The sequence below is a fragment of the Bacillus sp. JJ1127 genome (assembly GCF_036965845.1).
Classification (GTDB): Bacteria; Bacillota; Bacilli; order Bacillales; family Bacillaceae_G; genus Bacillus_A.
Map to the genome: position 1 here is coordinate 2,283 of NZ_JBALQK010000413.1, position 1,615 is coordinate 3,897.

Sequence of the window (1,615 nt, forward strand, 5' to 3'; positions counted from 1 at the left end):
AGATAAGAAGCATCCTATTGGACGCTTCTTATCTCATAGCCATTCAATTTTCCTATACCGAACAAATCTATTTCTGTATCAATTAATTTATGAATAAACCTCACTATCTTTGTTCTACCTTGCAAAGTTTCCCCTTCAGTGGTAATAAGTTCAAATACTGGTTGCTCATTCTTCTTCATTATTTCAATAAAAATTTTATTTTGATCAGTAGTTCCACGTATAATGACTTTCCAGTCTAAATAGTTATCAATACTTACATAAGCTACATGAAAATCTATTTCCTCTTTTCTCTCTCCTAAATAAGTGACTTTCTCTAATTCAAACTGTGCCATTTCCACTACCTCCCTTTTATTACATATTCGACAGAAAAGAAGGAAAACCTACAACGTATAATGATCTAATACTATTTTTTGATGATGATAATAAACACGAAAAGCATTTCTTTCTATATTCCTTGTCCCATCTAAAAAAATAAACCTTTTAACTACCTTTATCGATTTTCAAATTATCCCTTTTGTTTTCCGTTTCAATTTCCGTTAATCCGATTGCTGAGATTAACGTTCCAATTGCCTGTATCCAAATACCGATCAGTCCCGTTAATCTCTCATCCTCTCCTTCTTCTTCCTTCTCCTTATCTGTAAGGTTTTTCTTATCTATTTCTCCTCTTTCTTCTTTTTCTCCTTTCGATATGTTGTGTATCCCTTGATAGGCTTGCATCCCAGCCCCTAAACTTTGCAGTGAATTTCCAAATACAATTAACCATGGAATATCAGTAATCTTATTGAGTAGTGCTGCTTCCACCCCAAGAAACGCACCAACAGACTGCAAACTGTTTCCCGTAATAATAAGATAATCATTCCCTTTCATTTTCCTTTGTCGATTAAAAAATGTTCCGATTACATTTGAAACATTTCCTAAAGCTAACAGCTCAATCCCTGTTTTTTCCAAGGATTCACTTCTTTTTTTTATTTTTTCCTCTTCACTTTTGATATCCTTCTTTTCCTCTATGTTTTCTACCACACGATCTGGTTTTACCAGTTGCAATATATACCCAAGAGCTTGTAATGAACTACCAACAATAACAAGCTCTGATTCAGCGTCTTCCTCCCCTACAAACCCTCTCGTTGTACCAATAGCCGCTATAAGATTACCACCAACTTGAAACCATGCCCCTGTAACTTTTAAATTCCTTAGGTTCATATTTTTCATCACCTATATTAAAATGCCAATTATTCATTTCAACTTAAAGGTCTGCCATGCTCCTATTTAAAACCATTACAAAACCAAATGCTTTGTTCTACTGTTTCGAATTCTTATCTTGCCACCTTACGATAACACCCGTATTTCTCCATTTTATTTTCTATATGTAATTTTGTGCATCATAACCTCTTCACTATTTTTCAAAACAAAAACTCAAATAAAAAGAACACCTGCAAGGTGCTCTTTTTGGATAAGGAGTTTTCAATGAGTATGAAATAAGCGACTTACGCTTTTTTCATATTTCAATATATGCTTGTCCTATTAAAATGGTGCATAATCTTTATATTTCTTTCTCCGTTCATGTTACATGTTTCAAATTGTGATAGAGCATTCAAGAACAAACACTATGATAGAA

General features: G+C 33.4%; 2 protein-coding genes. Both read right to left on the reverse strand.

Annotation, left to right across the window (positions count from 1 at the left end; all coding sequences use genetic code 11):
• Positions 1–14: 14 nt before the first annotated feature.
• Positions 15–332 carry a hypothetical protein gene (locus V7183_RS25315; RefSeq protein ID WP_097899504.1) on the reverse strand — a complete coding sequence of 106 codons (318 nt, stop codon included), beginning with the start codon at positions 330–332 and terminating at the stop codon, positions 15–17.
• Positions 333–480: 148 nt separating this feature from the next.
• The gene (locus tag V7183_RS25320) at positions 481–1,200 is read right to left on the reverse strand and encodes a DUF6944 family repetitive protein (protein WP_097899503.1); all 720 of its coding nucleotides are present in this window, start codon (positions 1,198–1,200) and stop codon (positions 481–483) included.
• Between the last annotated feature and the right edge of the window lie 415 nt (positions 1,201–1,615).